Source organism: Pseudomonas sp. IT-P44 (genome assembly GCF_949768225.1).
GTDB lineage: Bacteria > Pseudomonadota > Gammaproteobacteria > Pseudomonadales > Pseudomonadaceae > Aquipseudomonas > Aquipseudomonas migulae.
The window spans coordinates 69,197-90,530 of record NZ_CATKQM010000003.1 but is presented as its reverse complement, the minus strand read 5'-3'; the positions used below and the strand labels follow the sequence as shown (position 1 = coordinate 90,530).

Sequence of the window (21,334 nt, the reverse complement as noted above, 5' to 3'; positions counted from 1 at the left end):
CTTTGGAAGGCCTGAAAAAATTATTTAAAAAAGTGCTTGCCAGAGGTGAGGTCGCTCCGTAGAATGCGCGCCACACCGAAAGTGAAGGGTGATTAGCTCAGCTGGGAGAGCGTCTGCCTTACAAGCAGAATGTCGGCGGTTCGATCCCGTCATCACCCACCATTCGCTTCAAGTGTTACGCGCAGCGGTAGTTCAGTCGGTTAGAATACCGGCCTGTCACGCCGGGGGTCGCGGGTTCGAGTCCCGTCCGCTGCGCCATATTCGGTAACCTGGAACGCTGAACGCCAGGTCACCACGGAAAAGCCCGCTAACGCGGGTTTTTTTCTGCCTGAAGTTCCTGCTGGATGCGTCGTTTCACCGGTTTTCAGATTTTTTTGAATTATTTATCAATTAAATCAACATGTTATGAAAATCTGTGGCACAATGCGCCCCGCAACGAAGGTAAAGGGTGATTAGCTCAGCTGGGAGAGCGTCTGCCTTACAAGCAGAATGTCGGCGGTTCGATCCCGTCATCACCCACCATTTACTTTCAACGCTACGCGCAGCGGTAGTTCAGTCGGTTAGAATACCGGCCTGTCACGCCGGGGGTCGCGGGTTCGAGTCCCGTCCGCTGCGCCATATTCGGTAACCTGGAACACTGAACGCCAGGTCACCACGGAAAAAGCCCGCTTTAAGCGGGCTTTTTGCTGTCTGGGGTTTGGCTTTATGCCGACTTCCATTAAAAAAGCGACCTTCGGGTCGCTTTTTTCGTTTGTGCCTGCTTACTGCTCGGCGTTTCGGCTGTGTCGGTAATCGCTGACCGCCTCGTAGACAGCTTTGCGCAAGCGGTTGATGCCGCCAATCGGACGATGGGCCTCAACACCAAACCATGGATTGAACGACTGGTTGTCGCATTGCAGGTTCAATGCTGGCGTGTCGAAGTCCTGCGCGGGCACGTTGATCCGCGCCACCGTCTGGAAAGGCGCGTCACTTTCCTTCCATTCAACGCTGGTGTCCTCGATCGGCATGTACTTGCCTGCATCCTGCCGCTGGATCTGCAGGACAAAACAGGCGGGCACCCGATCGGTCGACAGTTGCTGGTTCAGCGCATTGCGCAGAAAGTTCGGCAACTTCTGGTTTTGTGCGGGCAGGGCATAGGTCGGGCAGTTCGCTGGGTCGGGCATGACCCGAAACTTGGCATTGGCCTCGCCGAATTTGTAGGGCGAAACCGAAAAGTATGTCGTCTGAGTCGGGCTCGGTGGTGGCGGAGAAAGCGTCGCCAAGGCAATAAACAGATGACGAACCTGCCAGGTGCGCGGGTCCCAGCCCGGAAAGAACGCCATCACCTTCTTGCCGTCCGCCTGGGCGGCGACATTCTGACGATACTCTGCGACATCGCTGACAAAGAAGTTCGGATGGCTGAACATCACGAAGTCCTGTTCGCCGCGACGCTGTTGATCGCTGAGCAATTGTTTGCCTGGCACATCGAGCAGTTTGATCGCCATGCCCCGCGCATCGCGGATGCTGTCGAATTGCGGGTAGGCATTGCCGTTGGACAGGCGCATCGTCGCTTGCCAGGTCTTGCCCGGCTCACTGAACACACCTTGACGCAACTCTGTCGCCAGATCCGGCAACACCTGCACCTCGGCCTTTACGCAGCCATGGGCCTTGGCATGGGCATCACGCAGATAGCGGGTGCTTTCACGGTGTTGATCGACAATCCGCACGGCGGTCTGGATCACGTCCTGGGTCATGGCGGCTTCGCCATCCGGAATCTGCTCCAGTGCCGAGACCGGTCCGCGGTGCTGCCAGGCAAACCAGGCGGTGGCCAGCGCCCAGCCAAGCAAGCCGATGCACAGCAAAACCAGCAGGGTTTTGCCGAGCAGGCGACCCAACCACAACCAGAACCGGGCAAACAGCGGCAAATCCTTCTTGAAGGTGGTCATGATCATGGCAATTGCGCCTCCAGCGGGCCGCCCAGCACTTTCAGGTACTCCATCAACGCAAAGCGTTCCTCGGGTTGCAGCAGTCGGCCAATCACCCCGTTGCCGCGTTTACCGGCGCGGAATTCATGGCCGCTGTTGTGGTTGCCGGTAATGCGCGTGTCGAACAGGAATGCATTGGTGAAGGCTTCGGTGCGATAGCCCAGGTGTTTCGGGTCGTACTCGAACGTGCCTTTATAGAAGGCGGCCGCGCGTTCGTCCTGAGGCGAGAGCAATTGATAAATGCTTGGTACCGAGCCGTTGTGCAGGAACGGTGCTGTCGCCCAGACGCCTGACAGCGGCCGAGCCTTGTAGGCGACTTTTTCACGAACGCCGATCGGCAGGCCGAAGCCATCGAGCCGAGGCTTTTCTGCGGCTGTGACCTTGGCCTCTCGGTAAGCCCGGTCCTCGACGAACGCTGTGACGTAGGCCAGCCCCTTGGCCACCGAAAGCTGGCTCAGGTCCAGCGGCTCCTCGGGTGTCGGGTGCAGCTTCACGTCCATCTGTGCCAGCTCTGTCGGGTCCCATTGCAGCGCGGTCAGGTCGAAACGGTGGTTGGCGATGTTGCTCGCCGCCGTCGGATCAGTGCCGATGACGTCGACGGGCAGCATGTGCAACTGCTGTACCCAGCGCTCGCCTTCCTGGATCGTCCGCGGAACGTGGCAACCGGCGCAGTTCTCAGTGAACAGTGCGCGACCTTTGGCGGCCAAAGGCTTGTCGACAGCGCCCAGCAGCTCTTCCGGCCAGGCAGGCGGTTTGAGTCGTTGCAGGGTTTCTTCGATCAGGTGCAAATCGCGCACTCGCACGCTGGACGGATATCGGTAGTCGCCCTTGAGTGGCTGCCCGTTGCTGTCGAAGAAATTCAGCGTGGCGCCTACGCCCAACGCCTCACCGATGTTACGGGCCATCGGTTGCTGCGCCGAACCGTTCCACTGCACCCAGTCGAATGTCCACATGTCCCACAGTTGCGGGTAGTCGACCGGCGCATTGGCCACCCGGTAGTTGGCCGGTGAGATCGCGTCGCCGAAACTGGCGTTGGCAATACGCCCGAACGCGTCGGTGCGGCCAGGGCCTTCCTCGGTCGGGTAGAGCCCGCGATGGGTGTCGTTCCAGGCTACTTTCAGGAACGTATCGAGAGAGGTTTTGAAGTCTTTGCGCAGCTGTTGATGCCGGGCGTCGTATTCCTGGCCCAGCACGTTGCGAGCGAAGCGTTCGAATTTCCATGGGTTGTAGTAAGTCGACGTCAGACTGGCGACCAGAGCTTGTCCGAAACTGCCACCGCGCAGTGTCGGAACGCTGGATGGCAAGACGTGTTGCGCCGAACCACCATCGATGCGGATGGCCTGACCGTTGAAGCGCAATTCGCCGGTGTGGCAGGCGGCGCAGGTGATGTCCAGAAACTGATCCTGGCTGCCGGGGTTTTGATGGCGGGCGAAACCCACGGGCAGGTTGCCGGGGTTGGTCGGCGTAGCTTTCTGGCCGGGATCGACCAGGAAGCCGAAGCGCGCAAGGTACTCCGGGCTGGCGAATCGTTGTTGCGAAAAGGGCAGCTCGAGCGCGTTGAACCACTCGTAGCGCAAGCCTTTGACCTGAGTGCCCTGGGGCGTGAAGTAATAGGTCTGGCGGTCGGCCGCGCTCCACTGCTCCAGGTAATGCACTTGTTGTGCTGGCGACCAGTTCGGCAGTTTCGGGTTGGCGACGTAATACAGAATCACGGCGAGGGCGAGGCCCAGCAGTGCAACGATCAGAATCAGAAAGCGATAAAAGAGGCGCAAGTTAAACATCCTTGTCGAGTTGTCGCTCTCTTATGCCTCAGCTGCAATCGTGGGGCAAGTGGCCATTACTTCAGTTGTTGTGGGACGAAGCAGTCGTCCCTGTGGGGCGAAGATGACAGAAGCTTCATCATCCGATTCCGGAAATGCGTTAAAACACCTGAACTTATCAGAAGTTTCCTGCTCTCATGCCGGTAGCCATTGGTCGTGGCCGCCTGATAAGCTCGCGGCTTTACTCGATTGCCCTTTAGGCGCATGAACAAGGAAATAGCATGAAACAGCATCGGTTGGCGGCGGCGGTGGCCCTGGTTAGCCTGGTACTTGCGGGTTGCGACTCGCAGACCAGCGTAGAGCTGAAAACCCCGGCGCAAAAAGCTTCCTACGGGATTGGCCTGAACATGGGCAAGAGCCTGGCTCAGGAAGGCATGGATGATCTGGACTCCAAAGCCGTTGCCCAGGGCATTGAAGATGCCATCGGCAAGAAAGAACAGAAATTGAAGGATGACGAGTTGGTCGAAGCCTTCGCAGCACTGCAGAAGCGTGCTGAAGAACGTATGGCCAAAATGAGTGAAGAGTCGGCAGCCGCCGGCAAGAAATTCCTCGAAGACAACGCCAAGAAAGCCGGTGTCACCACCACGGCTTCGGGCCTGCAGTACGAAGTGGTCAAGAAAGCTGATGGCGCACAGCCTAAGCCGACCGACGTGGTGACTGTTCACTACACCGGCACCCTGACCAACGGCACCGTGTTCGACAGCTCCGTCGAGCGTGGCAGCCCGATCGATCTGCCGGTCAGCGGCGTGATTCCGGGTTGGGTCGAAGGCCTGCAGCTGATGCACGTTGGCGAGAAGTACAAACTGTTCATCCCTAGCGAGCTGGCTTACGGCGCCCAAAGCCCAAGCCCGGCGATTCCAGCCAACTCGGTGCTGGTATTCGACCTGGAACTGCTGGCGATCAAGGATCCGGCAAAACAAGACGACGCTGCCAAGTAATTAGCGTTTGTCCTGACAACAACGCCTCGCTTATGCGGGGCGTTGTTGCATCTGGCGTCCGGCAAGGGTAAACAAAGCGAACGGATGTTTCAGGCTGGAGTCATAGCCATTGAGAGCGCCTGCGCTAGCCGCGGCGGAGCGCCAAGTCAATGAAATCTTGGGTTTTTTTATGTGAGTAAAAAACGCCCGATCTGAGTTGAGCCCTTATGAAACGGGGCTTTCAGCCGTGAAATGCAGCTCTGTTCACAAGGTTATCCACAATTTGTGTGGATAACATTTCAGCGGGAGGAATGATGAAAGCACCCTGGAATTTCGCTCGTTTCCTGCCACTGGCCGGACGTCTGCTCGCTCGTGGGCGTTTGCCGACGTTATTGTTCGCGGTAGCCAGCAAAGGTGCCAGCCAGGGCAACCGTTTGGGCAAGCTCAAAGACGACCTGCGTTTGTTGCAGGCGTTGTGCCTGGCTTACTGGCGAGGTGAATACCGGGCCATCAGCCCTAAAGCGCTGATCTCGGTGGTGGCAGGCTTGATGTATTTCCTGAGCCCGGTGGATGCGATTCCGGATTTCATTCCGGTGTTCGGCATGTTCGATGACATCGCCGTGCTCGCCTGGCTGATGAAGGTTCTCGACGACGAGCTCAACGCCTTCCGCGCCTGGCGCAATCGCCAGGTGCCAGAGAAACTCGCGGTGGTCGAGCGCTTGCCCGATACCCTGGAACAACTTCAACTGCAGGGCCCGAAAAAAACCTGAGTCGATTCAGGATCATCCCTATATTCATACCCCCGCGACCTTGGCCGCTGTTAGGATTACACTTCTAAGGAAAAGCGCCGACTCGCTAAGTGTCGTTGTCCTACGGGGAAGTCATGGATATTCAGATAATCACACGCGAAGGCGAGCCCGAGTATGCGGTTGTTCCGTGGGCTCAGTATCAGGCTCTACTCAAAGCTGCAGGCATCGATCAACAACCGCCGCGCGAGGCCCCTGTGCAGCGCGTGGCCACACCAGACCAGATTCTTCCGGGTCTGGATCAACTACGCAGTTTGCGCGAAGGGAAGGGCATCGCCATTGAGGCGCTGGCCCGCACGGTAGGCATCAGCCCGTCTTATCTGGCCTTGATCGAAAGTGGCGAGCGTCAACCCGACGCTGCGATTCGCCGCAGCCTGGCCTGGGAATTGACGGTGCCAGGGTGGAGGGAAGAATCGTGAGCGTACGCATCAGTCGTCAACATTGGGACGGATTGCTGGGCGAGCTGGATCAGGCGCGCCGCCAGCGTCATTTGCTGACCTACCGCGCGTTGCTTGAGCGCCTGCAATTGCCGACGCCAGCCATGCAAACCTTGACCGCAGCCCTTGAACACCTGGCCGCACTGGACGCCAAGGCCGAGCAGCCGCTGCGCAGCTCGTTGGTAATCAGCCAGGGCGCCAGTCGCCTGCCGCGCACCGGTTTCTTCGAATGCGTCGAGCGCCTGGGGCGTTTCTCCGGGCCGTCCGATGGTGTCGCCGCCGCTTCGTGGCATGCCTCGGAAGTGGTGCGAGTGTTCGAATACGAGTACCCCGAATCGGCGGAAGCCTGAGTGTTTTTCAAGCTCAAGGCGCGGGCCGGTTACTGGCTGGCTCGCCGGTTGTTTCACTGGTCGTGGTTTGTGCGTCAGCCACGCTGCTGGAGTTGGCTTGAAGGCCAGCTTGCACGCATGGCGAACCTGGGCGATGTCGACGCTCAAAGCTTCTATGGCCACATTCTGGCCTTTCGCGGCGTGGGTCTTGGGGCTCGTGAGGAAGGCGTCCGATTACTGCGCCTGGCGGCGTTGGCGGGGGATGGCAAGGCGGCGTATCAGGTGGGGGTGATCAGTCTGGCCGGGACGGCGAGCAAGGCACCGGATCCGGATGAGGCTGCCCGGTTTTGGGCGATGGCTGCCAAGGCCGGACATCCGTTGGCTGAGATCAAATTGAAAGAGTTGGCTGCTCGCGGTCCTTTGGATAATTAGTGTCTGATCAGACGCCTTCGCGGGCAAGCCTCGCTCCTACGGGATGTGAACGTTAATAACGACACACATCCCGTAGGAGCGAGGCTTGCCCGCGAAGGCGTCAGCCCCATCACCGCTGCCCAACCAGTAATTCATCCTCTCGCTTGGGCACCGTCAGACTATCAATCACATGCACGCTATACCCCGGCACATTCTTCGCGTGGTGTTTAGCCTGCGACGCCATCTCCGCCAACTGGCTCGCATCGAGTTGTCCACAGGCCTGTGGATGCAAATGCACCACGCCGATCGACAGCGATAACAACGGAAATTCCTGGCGCACGCCCTGGCGATTCGGGGCGATGAAGCAGCCGGCTTCCAGGTGTTCGCTGCGGTAGAAGCGCCGGCATTGGCTCTGGAAATCATCGAGCAGCTGGTTCAAACGTTTGCGCCAGTCTTCCGGCCCGAGCACCAGCAGGAAATCATCGCCGCCGATATGGCCGACAAAGTCGCGGGACGGGTCGACGCGATCATTCAGACATTGCGCCAGGCACAGCAGGACTTCGTCCCCGCGACCGTAGCCGTAGATGTCGTTGAAGGGTTTGAAGCTGTCGATGTCCACGTAGCAGATCACTGATTCCCTTTGCTGTTGCAGCAGGCGCGTCAGGCATTGCTGGATCGGCACGTTACCCGGCAGCAGGGTTAGCGGGTTGGCGTAACGGGCTTGCTGGATCTTCAGTTCAGTAATCAGCTTCAGTACGTCGATGACCCGACCCAGTCCCAGATAGCCGCCGTTGAGGGTGATGATGAAGTCTTCCTCGATGCGCTGCCGGGCGCGGCTGGTGATCAGGCGGCTGACTTGTTGCAGCGACTGGCTCATCTCGACGGCGAGAAAGTCGTCGTTCATCAACCGGCTGATGGGCTTGCGGGCAAAGAGGTCGGTGGCAAAGGGTTTGAGCAGGGCGTCCGACAGCGAATGCCGATGGACGATGCCGCAGGGGTGGCCTTGCTCATCGAGCACCGCCAGTGAGTTCAGGTTGGCCTGGCGGCGGAAGGCTTCCAGCACCGTGGCAGTCGGCGTACCCCGCGCGACCGCTGGCTGATCGATCAAAAGAGCACTGAGGTCACTGCCTTCGTCGTTCAGCGCCACCGCAGAGCTGTCCTGTTTGGGCATCAGGTTTCGCGCTTCCCTTGGCGGGTGTTCTTGAGGGCGGCAGAGCAAGTAACCCTGGACCAGATCGACACCCATATCGGTCAACACCGCGAGCTCCTCCGGCAGCTCGATCCCTTCAGCAATCACTTGTGCCCGAGAGGCTTTGGCGATTTGCATGATGGAACCGACAAATTCACGCTTGAGCGCATCCTGATGGATGCCGTCGATGAAGTGCCGATCGATCTTCACATAGTCCGGCCGCAGCTCGGACCACAGTCGCAGGCTCGAATAACCGGCACCCAAATCATCCAGCGCAATGGAAAAGCCCATCGCCCGATAGTGATGCAGCGCGTTCTGCAGCAGCTGGAAATCGTCGGTCGGCGTCTGTTCCGTCAGTTCGATGACCACCTGGCTGGGCGGTATGCCGAAATCCTGCAGCAGTTGCAGGGTCCGACCCGGTTGGTGAGCCGCTTCGAGCAGCGATTCCGGCGACACGTTGAGAAAGAGTTTGCCTGGCAGTTGCTGCTCATTAAAGCGCCGGCAAGCGCTCTCGCGGCAGGCAATTTCCAGCTCGTTCAAACGACCGGCCTGGCGGGCGACGGCAAACAAGGCGATGGGCGAGTGCAGCGGGCTGTTGGAGGGGCCACGGCTGAGGGCTTCGTAACCGATGATCTGTCGTTCAGAGAGCGAAATGATTGGCTGGAACAGGCTGTGCAAACCGCTTTGAGTCAATATTGAACTCAACGCACTCAGCTGTTCGGTAGTGGTCATGGCGGTCTCTGGCGAAAAAAAAAGGACTGAGAGCCAAAGCTCTCAGTCCCGTATTTCACGACAGAATGATGACTGTTTGATGACGCTAAGGGGGCGTCAGCATTAAATTGCCATCATCGTGCTTGTAACAACTTAGTGTTTGGCAACCGCGGTGTTGAGTTTCAGGTAGTCCAGCAGAATCCGACCCGTTTCGCTCAGGTAGGCATCGTCTTCTGGTTTGACCTTGTCCGGCTCGGCCGCAGCGACATCTTCGTCTTCTTTCTTCAGCTCTTTGAGCGGCTCTTCGCCCTTGGCCTTGCGACGGATGTTTTCCATCGCAAGCTGCTTGGCTTCGATATCCGCGTGTTGGGCACGACGCTCGGCTTCATTGAGGCTGACGGTTTTTTCCGACATCAGCTTCTGCGCCAGGGCCAGTTTGTCGCGGATGAACACGAACTCCGCGTCTTTGGCCGAACGTACGTCATGCTCGGATTTGAGCTGCGAAATGTATGGCTTGAACGGGTCGACCGCAGGCTTGATGGCCGCGCGGATGGTGTCCCACGGCATGGCTTCCGGCAGGGCGCTCTCGCCGATTTCCTTGGTGTCGATGATCGACGGGTAATCGATGTCCGGCAGTACGCCCTGATGCTGGGTGCTCTGGCCGGAAACCCGGTAGAACTTGGCCAGGGTCAGTTTCAGTTCGCCATGGTTCAGCGGCTGAATGGTCTGCACGGTGCCTTTGCCGAAGGTCTGGCCGCCAATGATCAGTGCGCGGTGGTAGTCCTGCATGGCGCCGGCGAAAATCTCCGAAGCCGAGGCGGACAGGCGGTTGACCAGCAACGCCATCGGGCCTTTGTAGAAGGCGCCCGGGTTTTCATCTTCGAGTACATCGACCCGGCCATCGGCGTTACGCACGAGCACGGTCGGGCCTTTGTCGATGAACAGGCTGGTCAGCTCGGTGGCTTCCTGCAAGGAGCCGCCGCCGTTGTTGCGCAGGTCGATGACCACGCCGTCGACTTTCTCTTTCTGCAACTCGGTCAGCAGTTTCTTGACGTCGCGAGTAGTGCTCTTGTAGTCCGGATCGCCGGCACGGAAAGCCTTGAAGTCGAGGTAGAAGGCCGGAATCTCGATGACGCCGAGCTTGTAGTCCTTGCCATCCTGCTTCAGGTTGAGGACCGACTTTTTCACCGCCTGGTCTTCAAGCTTCACCGCTTCGCGGGTGATCGGCACGATCTTGGAGGTCTGGTCGTTCGGCGCATTGCTGGCCGGGATGACTTCCAGGCGCACCACGGTGCCTTTTGGACCACGGATCAGCTTGACCACTTCATCGAGGCGCCAGCCGACCACGTCGACCATCTCTTTGTTGCCCTGGGCAACGCCGATGATCTTGTCGGCCGGTGCGACCTGTTTGGTCTTGTCGGCAGGGCCTGCCGGCACCAGACGCACGACTTTCACCTGGTCGTTGTCGCTCTGCAACACAGCGCCGATGCCTTCGAGGGACAGGCTCATGTTGATGTCGAAGTTTTCCGCGTTATCCGGCGACAGATAGTTGGTGTGCGGGTCGTAGGACATGGCGAAGGTGTTGATGTACGCCTGGAAGATATCTTCCGGACGGGTCTGGTCCAGGCGCGAGAGCTGATTCTTGTAACGCTTGGTCAGCGTTTCCTGAATCTGCTTGGGCTCTTTGCCAGCAATCTTCATCCGCAGCACTTCGTCCTTGACGCGTTTGCGCCACAGGTCGTCGAGCTCTGCGGTGGATTTGAGCCAAGGCGCGTCCTTGCGATCGATCAGCAAGGTTTCCTTGGCGGTGAAGTCGATCTTGTCGACGCCCTTGTTCAGCTCCGCAAGGGCAAAGTCCAGACGCGCTTTTACGCGGTCCAGGTAGCGCTTGTAGATGGTGAACCCGGCGTTGAGGTCGCCGCTCTTGAGGAAGTCGTCGAACTGGGTTTTCCACTTGTCGAATTCGGCAATGTCGCTGGCCATGAAGTAGCTGCGCGACGGATCCAGCAGCTTGAGGTAGCTGTCGTAGATGATCACGGAGCGCGCGTCATCGAGCGGCGGCTTGCTGTAATGGTGACGCTTGAGCAACTCGACGACATTCAGACTGGCGATCACTTCGTCACGATCTGGCTGAAGCTTGTCCCAGCTATTGGCTGCGAACGTATTGCTCGACATCGGCATCAGGCCGATACCAATAAATAGGGCGAGGGCGGTGCTGGGGAACAGATGCTTCATGCTGATTCGACGCGGGGACAATTGATAACGCATATTAGGCCGTCTTTGAAGTCGCCGGTACCACAAGGGCCGGTCGCATAATGCAAAAAGCCCGGCGCTACAGCTTCGGGCTCAGTCCAGACTCACTATGGAGGCACTGTGAAAGCATTGCAAGGCGTTGACGGTCAAGTGGAGTGGGTTGAAGAGCCCGGTCCTACATGCGATGTAGGGCAAGTTCGCATTCGCGTGGCGGCAGCGGGCCTCAATCGCGCCGATTTGTTACAGAAGGCGGGCCTTTATCCACCACCGCCGGGGGCCAGTCAGGTACTGGGTCTTGAGTGTTCCGGGGTGATCAGTGAGGTCGGCCCGGGCTCGTCCTGGCAGGTCGGTGATCGGGTCTGCGCCTTGCTGGCCGGGGGCGGGATGGCCGAAGAGGTGGTTGTCGACGGACGGCATGTGCTGCCGGTCCCCGAAGGATTGTCCCTGGCCGAGGCGGCAGCGCTACCCGAAGTCTATGCGACCGTCTGGCTGAATTTGTTTCAATTGGCTGCGCTCAAACCGGGTGAGAAAGTTCTTCTTCACGCCGGAGCAAGTGGAATCGGTTCAGCTGCCATTCAGCTGTGCAAGGCGTTTGGCAACCCGTGCTGGGTCAGCGTCGGTTCTGCCGAGCGTCTGGCCTATTGCGAAGCGCTGGGTGCACAGGGTGGCGTGGTGCGCACCGACGATCTGGACAGCTTGAGCGACCTGGGGCCGTTCGATGTGATTCTTGACCCGGTCGGCGGCAACTACGCCGCGCTGAACCTCAAGCTGCTGGCTCTCGATGGCCGTTGGGTGTTGATTGGCCTGATGGGCGGCCGTGAGGCAAAACTGGATCTGGCGCAGGTGCTGGCCAAACGCGTGCAGTTGCTGGGTTCGACCTTGCGCAGCCGTGACGATCAGTTCAAGGCGGATTTGTTCAGTGATTTACGCCAGCATGTCTGGCCGTTGTTTGCCGAAGGGCGATTGAGCCCGCAGTTGGCGAAGACCTTCCCGATCAAGGATGCCGAAGCGGCATTTGCCGAGTTGGCGACGAACAAGGTAGCGGGGAAGTTGGTGTTGGTTATCGACGAAAGCCTGACCTGACAACACCGAGCCCGTAGGAGCGAGGCTTGCCCGCGAAGGCAGCGACGCGGTGTATCTGACAGACCGTGTCGCTGCCTTCGCGGGCAAGCCTTGCTCCTACAGGGTTTTGCGTTATTTCCAGAGGTGGATCGGCCAGCCGGCTTTTTCGGCGTGCTCGAGCAATACCGGATCAGGGTTCACCACGTGTGGGAAATCTACCTTAAGCAACAGCGGCAAATCGTTACGTGAGTCGGAATAGAAACTCGCGCCCTCCAGGTTTTCCTCCTCCGCATCCAGCCATTCCAGTAAACGGGTGATCTTGCCTTCGCGGTAGGTCAGCGTACCGACGGTGTTGCCGCTATAGACCCCATGCAACACTTCCAGCTCGATGCCCAGAATCTCGTCGATGCCCAAACGGTCGGCAATCGGCCTGACCAGGTGCGTACCCGACGCCGAAATCACCAGTATCCGGTCACCGGCCTTGCGATGGGCGGCGATGGCTTTGGTTGCGTCGCTGAAGATGATCGGCTCGATGAAGTCTTCCACCCACGGCCCGACCAAGTGGTCGACCTCTTCGGGTGTGCGCCCGATCATCGGTTCGAGGCTGAAGGCCATGTACTCCTCCATGCGCAACTTGCCGTGGCTGTAAGCGTCCATCAGTTCGTTGTTCTGACGCATGAACGACTCGGGATCGACCCAGCCCAGCCGGCCCATCTGTTCGCTCCAGAGGGTGGCGCAGTCGCCGTGGATCAGGGTTTCGTCCAGATCAAAAATTGCCAGGGCCATCAGTGCAGTTCTCTCTTCAACATCAGCAAAGTCATCAGGCTACCTCACACAGGGCCGTCGGATCGATGGAAAGCGCCAGACGCTGACCATCGGGATGCAGATCGGCCGCCGAGCGGTTGAGCACATCCACGACCAATTCCACGCCCCGGGCCTCGATCCGGTAGCGAATCACGTTGCCCAGCAGGCTGTGGCTGCGCACTTGTGCGTCCAGTTCGCCGTTCAGGCTCAGTTCAATGGCTTCCGGGCGAATCGCGATGCGATGCGTAATCGGTCGTTGCAGCAATTTCGAGGCGTTGTCGGCGTCGAGCAGGTTGTAGTTGCCGATAAAGCCGGCAGCGAACACATCCACCGGCGCGATGTAGAGGGTTTCGGCGTCGCCGCTCTGTACGATCTTTCCCTGATTCATCAGGAAAATTCGGTCAGACATGGTCAGCGCTTCTTCCTGATCGTGTGTGACGAAGATCGTGGTCAGGCCGAGCTCGCGCTGGATCTGACGGATCTGTTCGCGCAAATGCTTGCGAATCCGCGCATCAAGGGCCGACAGCGGTTCGTCCAGCAGCAACAGGCGTGGACGGGTCACCAATGAGCGGGCGAGGGCAACGCGCTGGCATTGACCGCCGGACAGTTGGTGCGGATAACGGGCGGCGAAATCGTTGAGTTCCACCAGTTTCAGCACTTCGGCAACGCGCTTTTGGCTGTCGTCGCTGTTGACCTTCTGCATGCGCAAACCAAAGGCGACGTTTTGCTCCACGGTCATGTTCGGGAACAGCGCATAGCTTTGAAACACCATGCCGATCCCGCGTTTCTGCGGGCTCAGCGGCACGATGTCGACACCATCGAGCAAGATCTTGCCGCCATCCACCGAGGTCAGCCCGGCGATGCAGCGCAGCAGCGTGGATTTGCCGCAACCGGACGGGCCGAGCAGGGTGACGAATTCGCCCTTCTGGATTTCGCAGTTGATGTCGCTGAATATGTTGGTACCCGCATAGTTTTTCTGCAGATGTTGGACGCTGACATAGCTCATTCGCTTTTGTCCTTGTTCAAGATATTGGCCGCCCAGGTCAGAACCAGTACGAAGAAGAAGTAGGAAATTACCAGCGCACTGGTGAAGTGGCCGCTGCTGTTACGCATGTTGTTGAGGTAGACCTGCAGGGTTTCGTAGCGGGTACCGACGAGGATGTTGGCGAACACGAACTCACCGAACAGGAACGAGAACGACAGCAGCAACGCGACCATCAGACCTTTGCGCAGGTTCGGCAGCACCACCAGGAATGCCGCCTGAAAAGTGCTGGCACCAAGCAGTTGGGCGGCGTCCATCAGGTCGCGCAGGTTGATCGCTTGCAGGTTGTTGGTGATCGCGCGGTACATGAACGGCAGCGCCACGGTGAAGTAGCAGCCGATCAGAATCCATGGCGTGCCGACCATCGCGAACGGCCCCGAACCGTAAAGCTGCAACAGCCCCACCGACGACACCACCGGCGGCACTGCGAAGGGCAGCAGGATGAGGATGTTCATCAGCGCATCGAGTTTCGGGAAGTGGTAATGCACCACGAACAGCAGCGGCAGAATCAACACCACCGACAGGATCAGCGCACCGATGCAGACCAGCAGCGATTGGCCAAAAGCACTCAGGAATCGCGGATCGCTCCACAGCTGCACATACCATTTGACGGTGAAGCCGCTGGGCAGAATGGTCGCCGACCAACTGCTGGCAATCGAGTAGATCAGCGTGCCAACCAGTGGCAGCAACAGAATGGCAAACAGCAGGTAAACCACGACGCGGTGATAGATACCGACGGGGCCCAATTCAGCGCGAGACATGGTAGCTCCTCTTCAACAGCAGCTGATGCACGATGGTGACCAGGGTCATCAACGCCACCAGCACAACGGCCAGCGCACTGGCGAGGTTCGGGTCCAGGGAAATGTCACCGGAGACCATGGCCGCAATACGGATCGGCAGCACGTTGAAGTTGCCGGTGGTCAGTGCGTAAACCGTGGCGTAGGCGCCGAGGGCGTTGGCCAGCAGGATCACGAAGGTGCCGAGCAGTGCCGGCGTCAGCACCGGCAAACCGATGTGTCGCCAGAACTGCCAGCCGTTGGCGCCCAGCAGCGCGGCAGATTCACGCCAGTCTTCGCGCAGGGCGTCGAAGGCCGGGTAGAGCAGCAGCACACCGAGGGGGATCTGGAAATACGTGTAGAGAATGATCAGCCCGGTTTTCGAGTACAGGTTGAAATCCTGAATGATCCCGGCCTGCTTGAGCATGATGGTGATGCTGCCGTTGAAACCCAGCAGGATGATGAACGCGAAGGCCAAAGGCACGCCGGCAAAGTTGCTGGTCATGTTGGCGAAGGCGTTGACGAAGTTACGCAGCTTCGAGTCGACACGACGCAGGGAGTAAGCGCCGAGCACTGCGATGATGATCCCGAACACGCTGGACCAGAAACTGATCTCGAGGCTGTACTGGATCGCCTGCAGATAGAACTTCGAATTGAAGATCTTGGTGAAATTGGCCAGGCCCCAGCCGAACTCTTCCGATTGCAGGCTGTTGATCATCACCCAGATGAGCGGGGCGATCTCGAACACGATAAAAAACAGTGCGAAGGGCACGAGGCACAAGGCCGCCAGCCATTTGCCGCGAGTCATGGCATTCACTTGAGCAGCTCCCGGCACACTGGTTTGTCGTGGGCCACGCCCAGCAGTTCGCAGACGGTGCCGCAGATGTCTGTCTGTTTCGGTTCGGCGCCGGCGTTGAAGCTGAAGGCGTCACCGAGCACGAACAGTGGCACTTCGCGCTCTTCCGGCAGCAGGCCGTTGTGGGAGCGGTCGTTGTTCATGCCGTGGTCGGCGGTCACCAGCACCTGGTAACCGGCGTCGAGCCAGCCTTGCAGGTAGTCGGCGAGAATAATGTCCGCCGAGCGGGCACTGTTGCGGTATTGCGCGGTGTCGAGGCCGTGCTTGTGCCCGGCGTCGTCGATGTTCATGGGGTGCACCAGGAGAAAGTTCGGTGCATGGCGCAGGCGCAGGTGTTCTGCGTCGGCGAACAGGTGCGAGTCCGGGTAGTGATCGTTCCAGTAGAAGTGCCCGTGCTGGATCGGCAATTCGGGGGCGTCGGTGTGACGGTCCCGGGCGGCCACGAACGGCGAGCGGTTGTACAACTCACTGACCCAGTGATAAGCCGCGGCAGCGGTTTTCAGGCCCGCTTCGCTGGCGTAGTGATAAATGCTGCGTTGGCTGGACAGGCGCGAAACGTTGTTGTGAACGATGCCGCTATCGATCGGCGTGACGCCGGTCAGGATGCATTCATACAGCGGACGGGACAGGGCCGGCAGTTCGCACTCCAGTTTGTAGAGTGCCGCGCGTCCTGCGCCGACGTAAGCCTGCAGGTGCCCCATGGCGTGGCGCGCAACCTCGTAATTGAGGCCGTCGAGCACGACAAGGATGACGTTGTGCTTCATAGGGGCGGGACTCCGGGAGACTGGAAATATCGTAGAAACCTGTAGGAGCGAAGCTTGCTCGCGAAAGCGTACTTTCAGTCAACATAACTGTTGAATTAAAGTCCCTCTTCGCGGGCAAGCCTCGCTCCTACAAATGAAGCATTACTTCATCTCGACGATGACTTCTTCGTTCCACTTCTGCGGCAGAGCCTTGGAAGTTTTTTCCCACGCATCCGCGTCTTTGATCGGCGTGACCTTTTTGTACTGCTCGTTCGGCAGCAGCTTGGCCTGGACTTCGGCTGGCAGGGTCAGGTGCTCGGCACGGATCGGACGGGCGTTACCCTTGGCCAGGTTAATCTGGCCGGCATCGCTGAAGATGTATTCACGAGCCAGTTTGGCGGCGTTCGGGTTCTTGGCGTATTTGTTGATGATGGTGGTGTAACCGGAAATCACCGAACCATCGGAGGGGATCAACACCACGTAGTCATCCGGATTGGCCATCTTGGCCTTGTAGCTCAGACCGTTGAAGTCCCAGACCACGCCGACCTCGATTTCACCCTTTTCCATGGTGGCAATCGTCGGGTTGGCCATGGACAGGCGGCCTTGCTTGGCAATGTCAGCGAACAGCGCCAGGGCAGGCTGAAGGTTTTTCTCGTCGCCGCCGTTGGCAAGGGCCGCCGCCAATACGCCGTTGGCGGCCTGAGCAGCGGTGCTCACGTCACCGATGGATACTTTGTATTTACCGGTTTTAAGGTCAGCCCATTTGGTCGGTGCTTCCGAACCGTGCAGCAGCTTTTTGTTGACGATGAACGCGATGGTGCCGGTGTAGGCCAGTGCCCAGTTGCCGTCCTTATCCTTCGCCCAGGCAGGCACCTGATCCCAGGTGCTTGGCTTGTACGGCTGGACCACGCCTTGCTTGACCGCGATAGGGCCGAACGCTGCACCGACGTCGCCGATGTCGGCCGTGGCGTTGTCTTTTTCAGCGGCGAACTTGGCGATTTCCTGCGCCGAGCTCATGTCGGTGTCGATGTGTTTCAGGCCGTAGATCTTGGCCAGGTCTTCCCAGGTGCCTTTCCAGTTGGCCCAGTCATCGGGCATGCCGACGCTGTTGACCGCACCTTCCGCTTTCGCAGCGGCTTCGAGGGTTTTCAAATCATCAGCCGCCATGGCGGCGGTGCACATGGCAATGGTCGAACCTAACAGTGATGCCAGGAAAAGCTTTTTCATCCGAAGCTCCTTTGGGCGTTTTCAACGCTGCGATTGCGGTTGTGTTGGTCTAGGTCAGCAATACCTGAGCCAATCTAGGCGCCCCTGATGACATTTTGATGTCGACCAGCGGTCCGTCTGCATTTTCTTCAGATCAACGCTCAGGCTTGCGAGTAAGCGTAGACCATGGCTAAAGAACTGATATGAAAGGACTTGGCCGTTAAATTGCACACGTTTGACTGCACCGTTCAGCGCCTTTGTCATCTGTCAGTCATGTGCAGTGCCTAGGCTTGCTGAAAGTTGACGGAGTCGTTTCAAATGACGGTTCTGCTCCGAAACAGTGCTGGTCTAGTCCAGATAGGTAACGTTGATGCGCATTGAGACAACCAAAGCGGTGACAGCCATCGGGCAGGTTCTTCAGGAACAGCTCGACCACGGCCTGTTGGCGCCTGGCAGCAAGTTACCGGCAGAGCGCAAGCTCAGTGAGTTGTTCGGCACGACACGCATTACCGTGCGCGAAGCGTTGTTGCAGCTGGAGGCTCAAGGGCAGATTTATCGCGAAGAGCGCCGGGGCTGGTTCGTGTCGCCACCGCGCCTGGCTTACAACCTGATGCAGCGCAGCCACTTTCACGCGATGGTCAGCGCTCAAGGGCGGGTGCCATCTACCGAGGTGATTTCGGCACGCTTGCAGCCTGCGTCGGCGGCGGTCTGTGCCTGGTTGCAGTTGCCGGCGTTGTCGAGCGTGATTCAGATTTGCCGCGCGCGGCGAATTGATGAGCGGCTGGTGTTGTACGTGGAGCACTACCTCAATCCGCAGTATTTCCCGGGGATTCTGGAGTTTGATCTGAATCAGTCGATCACCGAGCTGTACGCGCGGCATTACGATTTGCATTACGGGCGGGTGCGCTTCGAGATCGTGCCGACGGCGTTGTCGGTGGATGCGGCAGCGGCGTTACGGGTGTCGGTCGGGAGTCCGGGATTGCGCATCGCCCGGGTCAATTACGACCAACACGAACGCTTGATCGATTGTGACCTGGAGTTCTGGCGGCACGATGCGATCCATGTCGGTGTTGATGTGGTCTGAGCCTGGCCGCCGCAGGTCTCGGTTTTTCATTACCCGAAGCGGTAAATGTCCATGCCCAGCGCGCCCATGGTGAAACCCTGGTGGCTGACGCTGAATGCTCCGCCGGCACTGCGGGCAAAGTACAACGGCAACAAATGTTCATCGCTCGGGTGGTTGCGCACGGCGTTCGGTGCTTGCTGGCGATAGTCGTGTAACGCGGCTTCGTCGTTGGCCTCAAGTTTCTCGATCATCCAGTCGCGAAACACCTTCGCCCACGGTTCTACGCTTTCCGGTCCGGCGTGCCAGTCCAGTTCGCGCAGGTTGTGGGTGATGCTGCCCGAACCGATCAACAGCACGCCGTGTTCGCGCAGGCTGCTCAGGGCATGGCCAACGCGGGTTTGCAGCGCAGGACCGCCGCGTGTGGGCAGCGAGACTTGCACCACCGGGACATCCGCCTGCGGGTACATCAACGACAACGGCACCCAGACGCCATGGTCGAAGGGCCGTTTGCTGTCGATGCGGGCGGGCAGGTCACTGCGTTTCAGCAACTCGACAACCTCAGCGGCCAGTTGTGGATCGCCGGGTGCCGGGTATTGCACCTCGAACAACGCCTTGGGAAAGCCGCCGAAGTCATGCCAGGTTTCAGGCTGTGGATTGCCGCTGACCAGCAATTCATTGCTTTCCCAATGCGCGGAAACAATCACGATGGCCCGGGGTTTCGGCAATTCGGCAGCCAGGCGCGCGAGGGCCGGCCCACTGGCACCGGGTTCCAGTGCCAGCATGGGTGAGCCATGAGAGATGTAAAGGCTGGGGAACATGAAGGAGCTCCTGAGAGTAAGATGGGCCCATCTTCAGTCAGATCATTGATCTAAATCTAATATAAGTTTTAGGGTGTTTTGATCGAATTTTCGGAGATATTTATGCAGCCGGAGTTTTGGCACAAGCGATGGCAGTCGAATCAGATCGGCTTCCATCTGCCGCAGGTGAACCCTTATCTGCAACGTTTCTGGCCGCAATTGGGGCTGGAGGAGGGGGCGCGCGTACTGGTGCCGTTGTGTGGGAAAAGTCTGGATTTGTTGTGGCTGGCGCACCAGGGTCATGAAGTCCTGGGAATTGAGCTGTCGGAAAAGGCTGTCGAAGATTTCTTCAGCGAACATCACTTTGACCCGAACGTCACTGAGCAGGGGCCCTTCAAGGTCTATCGAGCAGGCTCGATCGAGTTGTGGTGTGGTGATTTCTTCGAGTTGACGGCCGGCGATGTTGCCGATTGCGCCGGCCTGTACGACCGGGCGGCACTGATCGCTCTGCCGCCGGCCATGCGCGAGCAATACGCGGCTCATTTGAACCGGATTTTGCCAAAGGACGCGTTGGGGCTTTTGATCACGCTGGATTACGACCAGACACAAAAGGACGGACCACCGTTTGCCGTGCTTGATGATGAAGTGCAGCGGTTGTTCGGGGCTGTGTGGTCGTTGAAGATTCTGGAGGATCAGGACGTTCTGGGTGAGAGCTGGAAATTCGTCGAAAGCGGCGTGACGCGGCTTGAGGAGCGGGTTTATCGGGTTTCTGCCAGGTAATTGATGTTGCTTCTACCAGCCTCTTCGCGGGCAAGCCTCGCTCCTACAGGTTTTGTGTAATTCGCCGATTATGTGAACGACACAAATCCTGTAGGAGCGAGGCTTGCCCGCGAAGAGGTCCTGATGAACACCGCATTAATCAAGCAGACAAAAAAAGGCCCGCATCACTGCGGGCCTTTTCTTTTAGTGCCGAGCCTGTCAGCCCCGACGACGCAATGCGTCGATACGCTCTTCCAGCGGCGGGTGGCTCATGAACATGCGGGCGAACCCCTGTTTGATGCCACCGTTGATGCCGAAAGCATTAAGGGTGTCCGGCATGTGCACCGGCAGCCCTTGTTCCGCACGCAGGCGTTGCAGTGCGCCAATCATCGCGTTGGTGCCCGCCAGGCGTGCACCGGCTTCGTCGGCACGGAACTCGCGTTTGCGCGAGAACCACATGACGATGGAGCTGGCCAGAATGCCCAGCACCAGTTCGGCGACGATGGTCGCGATGTAGTAGGCGATGCCCTGGCCTTCTTCGTTCTTGAAGATCACCTTGTCGACAAAGTTGCCGATGATCCGCGCGAAGAACATGACGAAGGTGTTCACCACGCCCTGGATCAGCGCCAGGGTGACCATGTCGCCATTGGCCACGTGACCGATTTCGTGGGCCAGAACGGCTTTCACTTCATCCGGCGAGAATCGCTCGAGCAAGCCCTGGCTGACCGCGACCAGTGCATCGTTCTTGTTCCAGCCAGTGGCGAACGCGTTCGCCTCGTAGGCCGGGAAAATCCCGACTTCCGGCATCTTGATCCCGGCTTCGCGAGACAGTTGCTCGACCGTTTGCAGCAGCCATTGCTCGTGACGTGTGCGCGGCTGGGTGATGATTTGGGTGCTGGTGCTCATCTTCGCCATCCACTTGGAGATGAACAGCGAGAACAGGGAGCCGGCGAAACCAAAGACCGCACAGAAAATCAGCAGCTGATTGAGGTTGAGATCAACCCCATTGGCCGCCATGAACCCGTTGAAGCCGAAAAGGCTCAGGGTGATGCTGGCAATCAGCACGACCGCCAGGTTAGTGGCCAAAAACAGCAGGATGCGCATCATGGTTGTAGAAATCTCCTTTTGCTAAAGATGTAGCGTACTGCGGGGTATATAAGGTGCTGCAACGGGCTATTCAACCGGGTGACTATTTCAAACTGTGTCCTACAGCAACAGTCTAGTCGCTTGCAGGGCATTTCCGACGTGGGCAGGGGAAGTGTTTGTCAGCCGATTCGCGTTGCGAGCCCCGTGATTGTTGGACGCGGTCACAAAGCTTGCTACCGGGCAGTGATTGCAGTGGGGATGTACGGCGAGGCTTAAAGATATGTTGCTGAATTAATCCTCGTG

General features: G+C 58.7%; 20 protein-coding genes and 4 tRNA genes. 12 read left to right on the top strand and 12 right to left on the bottom strand.

Translation table 11 applies throughout. From position 1 onward, the window contains the following. The first annotated feature begins 86 nt into the window (after positions 1–86). The 4 genes from ACM6IO_RS00405 (at position 87) to ACM6IO_RS00390 (ending at position 618) form a co-directional block, all read left to right on the top strand. Positions 87–162 (top strand) — tRNA-Val (locus ACM6IO_RS00405). 19 nt (positions 163–181) lie between these two features. Beyond that, a tRNA-Asp gene (locus ACM6IO_RS00400) sits at positions 182–258 on the top strand. 188 nt (positions 259–446) lie between these two features. Beyond that, positions 447–522 (top strand) — tRNA-Val (locus ACM6IO_RS00395). A 19-nt stretch (positions 523–541) separates the two neighbouring features. Next, a tRNA-Asp gene (locus tag ACM6IO_RS00390) sits at positions 542–618 on the top strand. A 143-nt stretch (positions 619–761) separates the two neighbouring features. Here ACM6IO_RS00390 and ACM6IO_RS00385 read toward each other — a convergent pair. Continuing rightward, entirely contained in the window at positions 762–1,931 is a 1,170-nt protein-coding gene (locus ACM6IO_RS00385) for a catalase family protein (RefSeq protein ID WP_280161889.1), read from the bottom strand. Beyond that, positions 1,928–3,736, bottom strand: coding sequence for a di-heme-cytochrome C peroxidase (locus ACM6IO_RS00380; protein ID WP_414910708.1), 1,809 nt, complete (start codon positions 3,734–3,736; stop codon positions 1,928–1,930). The genes ACM6IO_RS00385 and ACM6IO_RS00380 overlap by 4 nt, the downstream gene beginning before the upstream one ends. Positions 3,737–4,005: 269 nt before the next feature. Here ACM6IO_RS00380 and ACM6IO_RS00375 point away from each other — a divergent pair, with 269 nt between their 5' ends. From ACM6IO_RS00375 to ACM6IO_RS00355, 5 genes are all read left to right on the top strand, one after another. Beyond that, positions 4,006–4,722: an FKBP-type peptidyl-prolyl cis-trans isomerase gene (locus tag ACM6IO_RS00375; protein ID WP_008040911.1), complete on the top strand. Its 717-nt coding sequence runs from the start codon at positions 4,006–4,008 to the stop codon at positions 4,720–4,722. A gap of 293 nt (positions 4,723–5,015) precedes the next feature. Further along, complete coding sequence (locus ACM6IO_RS00370) at positions 5,016–5,471, top strand: YkvA family protein (protein ID WP_192227878.1); 456 nt, start codon at positions 5,016–5,018, stop codon at positions 5,469–5,471. 113 nt (positions 5,472–5,584) lie between these two features. After that, positions 5,585–5,926 (top strand): helix-turn-helix domain-containing protein, encoded by a 342-nt coding sequence (locus tag ACM6IO_RS00365; RefSeq protein WP_008040908.1) that lies wholly within the window; start codon positions 5,585–5,587, stop codon positions 5,924–5,926. Next, positions 5,923–6,294 (top strand): hypothetical protein, encoded by a 372-nt coding sequence (locus tag ACM6IO_RS00360; RefSeq protein ID WP_003223109.1) that lies wholly within the window; start codon positions 5,923–5,925, stop codon positions 6,292–6,294. Before ACM6IO_RS00365 ends, ACM6IO_RS00360 begins: the two co-directional genes overlap by 4 nt. Beyond that, entirely contained in the window at positions 6,295–6,705 is a 411-nt protein-coding gene (locus tag ACM6IO_RS00355) for a sel1 repeat family protein (protein ID WP_280161887.1), read from the top strand. Between the two features lie 109 nt (positions 6,706–6,814). Here the strand turns inward: ACM6IO_RS00355 and ACM6IO_RS00350 are convergent, their stop codons facing one another. Together ACM6IO_RS00350 and ACM6IO_RS00345 are read right to left on the bottom strand one after the other, a co-directional pair. After that, positions 6,815–8,605 carry a bifunctional diguanylate cyclase/phosphodiesterase gene (locus ACM6IO_RS00350; protein WP_192227875.1) on the bottom strand — a complete coding sequence of 597 codons (1,791 nt, stop codon included), beginning with the start codon at positions 8,603–8,605 and terminating at the stop codon, positions 6,815–6,817. A gap of 132 nt (positions 8,606–8,737) precedes the next feature. Beyond that, positions 8,738–10,819: a carboxy terminal-processing peptidase gene (locus ACM6IO_RS00345; RefSeq protein ID WP_008040905.1), complete on the bottom strand. Its 2,082-nt coding sequence runs from the start codon at positions 10,817–10,819 to the stop codon at positions 8,738–8,740. Positions 10,820–10,957: 138 nt separating this feature from the next. Here ACM6IO_RS00345 and ACM6IO_RS00340 point away from each other — a divergent pair, with 138 nt between their 5' ends. Next, a complete protein-coding gene (locus ACM6IO_RS00340) occupies positions 10,958–11,920 on the top strand; it encodes a zinc-binding dehydrogenase (protein WP_008030385.1) in 963 nt (320 codons plus the stop codon). 111 nt (positions 11,921–12,031) lie between these two features. Here ACM6IO_RS00340 and ACM6IO_RS00335 read toward each other — a convergent pair whose 3' ends face one another. The 6 genes from ACM6IO_RS00335 to ACM6IO_RS00310 all read right to left on the bottom strand — a co-directional run bounded on the left by ACM6IO_RS00335 (position 12,032) and on the right by ACM6IO_RS00310 (position 17,347). Continuing rightward, a complete protein-coding gene (locus ACM6IO_RS00335; RefSeq protein ID WP_008040903.1) occupies positions 12,032–12,685 on the bottom strand; it encodes an HAD family hydrolase in 654 nt (217 codons plus the stop codon). Between the two features lie 34 nt (positions 12,686–12,719). Then, on the bottom strand, positions 12,720–13,709 hold the full coding sequence (locus tag ACM6IO_RS00330) for an ABC transporter ATP-binding protein (protein WP_414910707.1): 990 nt from the start codon (positions 13,707–13,709) through the stop codon (positions 12,720–12,722). Beyond that, entirely contained in the window at positions 13,706–14,506 is an 801-nt protein-coding gene (locus ACM6IO_RS00325) for an ABC transporter permease (protein ID WP_008030379.1), read from the bottom strand. Before ACM6IO_RS00325 ends, ACM6IO_RS00330 begins: the two co-directional genes overlap by 4 nt. Further along, a complete protein-coding gene (locus tag ACM6IO_RS00320) occupies positions 14,493–15,329 on the bottom strand; it encodes an ABC transporter permease (RefSeq protein ID WP_162130714.1) in 837 nt (278 codons plus the stop codon). Before ACM6IO_RS00320 ends, ACM6IO_RS00325 begins: the two co-directional genes overlap by 14 nt. Before the next feature lie 5 nt (positions 15,330–15,334). Then, positions 15,335–16,141 carry an alkaline phosphatase family protein gene (locus ACM6IO_RS00315; protein WP_414910706.1) on the bottom strand — a complete coding sequence of 269 codons (807 nt, stop codon included), beginning with the start codon at positions 16,139–16,141 and terminating at the stop codon, positions 15,335–15,337. Positions 16,142–16,282: 141 nt separating this feature from the next. Then, a complete protein-coding gene (locus tag ACM6IO_RS00310; RefSeq protein ID WP_192227871.1) occupies positions 16,283–17,347 on the bottom strand; it encodes an ABC transporter substrate-binding protein in 1,065 nt (354 codons plus the stop codon). 349 nt (positions 17,348–17,696) lie between these two features. Between ACM6IO_RS00310 and ACM6IO_RS00305 the strand changes: the two genes are divergently transcribed. Further along, a complete protein-coding gene (locus tag ACM6IO_RS00305; protein ID WP_008030372.1) occupies positions 17,697–18,410 on the top strand; it encodes a UTRA domain-containing protein in 714 nt (237 codons plus the stop codon). 29 nt (positions 18,411–18,439) lie between these two features. On the opposite strand, the gene ACM6IO_RS00300 is transcribed toward ACM6IO_RS00305, so the two are convergent. Further along, positions 18,440–19,207, bottom strand: coding sequence for a DODA-type extradiol aromatic ring-opening family dioxygenase (locus ACM6IO_RS00300; RefSeq protein WP_008044355.1), 768 nt, complete (start codon positions 19,205–19,207; stop codon positions 18,440–18,442). A gap of 102 nt (positions 19,208–19,309) precedes the next feature. Between ACM6IO_RS00300 and ACM6IO_RS00295 the strand changes: the two genes are divergently transcribed. Beyond that, a complete protein-coding gene (locus tag ACM6IO_RS00295) occupies positions 19,310–19,966 on the top strand; it encodes a thiopurine S-methyltransferase (RefSeq protein WP_008044357.1) in 657 nt (218 codons plus the stop codon). Between the two features lie 198 nt (positions 19,967–20,164). On the opposite strand, the gene htpX is transcribed toward ACM6IO_RS00295, so the two are convergent. Continuing rightward, the gene (gene htpX, locus ACM6IO_RS00290; protein ID WP_008044359.1) at positions 20,165–21,052 is read right to left on the bottom strand and encodes a protease HtpX; all 888 of its coding nucleotides are present in this window, start codon (positions 21,050–21,052) and stop codon (positions 20,165–20,167) included. Positions 21,053–21,334 lie beyond the last annotated feature (282 nt).